Here is an 821-nt window from a genome sequence, read left to right as displayed (position 1 = left end):
GATGCCATCCCCCACGCCGCCCAACGGAGGTGCGCAGGGCTCCGCCTTCTCCGCAGAGGAGCGCGCCGCCGTGTACCGCGCCATCCGCGAGCGCCGCGACATGCGCCACTTCGCGGGCGGGCAGGTCGCGCCCGAGGTGCTGGCGCGGCTGCTGGAGGCCGCGCACCATGGCCCCAGCGTGGGCTTCATGCAGCCCTGGCGTTTCATCCGCGTGGACGATGGGGCGCTGCGCGGGCGCTGCATGCCTGTGTGGAGGCCGAGCGCCTGCGCACGGCCGAGGCGCTGGGCGAGCGCGGCGCGGAGTTCCTGCGCCTGAAGGTCGAGGGCCTGCGCGATGCGGCCGAATGCATCGCCGTGGCGTTGGCCGATGGCCGCGAGGCGCACGTCTTCGGCCGCCGCACGCTGCCGCAGATGGACCTGGCCTCGGTCGCCTGCGCGCTGCAGAACCTGTGGCTGGCCGCGCGCGCCGAGGGGCTGGGCATGGGCTGGGTGTCCATGTTCGACCCCGCCGCCGTGAGCGCGCTGCTGGGCCTGCCCGCAGGTGCCGAGGCGGTGGCGCTGCTGTCCATCGGACCGGTGCACGGCTTCTACGAAGAACCCATGCTGCAGCAGGAGCGCTGGGCGCGCCGCGCGCCGCTTCACACCGTGGTGTTCGACAACGCCTGGGGCCAGCCGGCGCCCTGGCTGGCGGCAGGCGCTGCCGAGGATCCGATGCCTGCCGCCGACGAAAAGGGCCCCGGTTGATGGACGCCGCCTGGGCCCTGGCCCTCGCGCCCGCCGCGGCAGTGCCGCTCGCGCTGGCCATCGACCGGTGCTTCGGC

At 75.0% G+C, this 821-nt stretch carries 1 pseudogene; it reads left to right on the top strand.

The window, feature by feature from the left end:
* Nucleotide 1 precedes the first annotated feature (1 nt).
* A pseudogene (bluB, locus tag AC27IQ_RS26015) lies at nt 2-744 on the top strand (5,6-dimethylbenzimidazole synthase).
* Nucleotides 745-821 lie beyond the last annotated feature (77 nt).

It is taken from the genome of Acidovorax sp. KPB24-07 (assembly GCF_057543315.1).
Note: the sequence above shows the minus strand (reverse complement) of the source record. Positions and strands in the feature narration are given on the sequence as shown.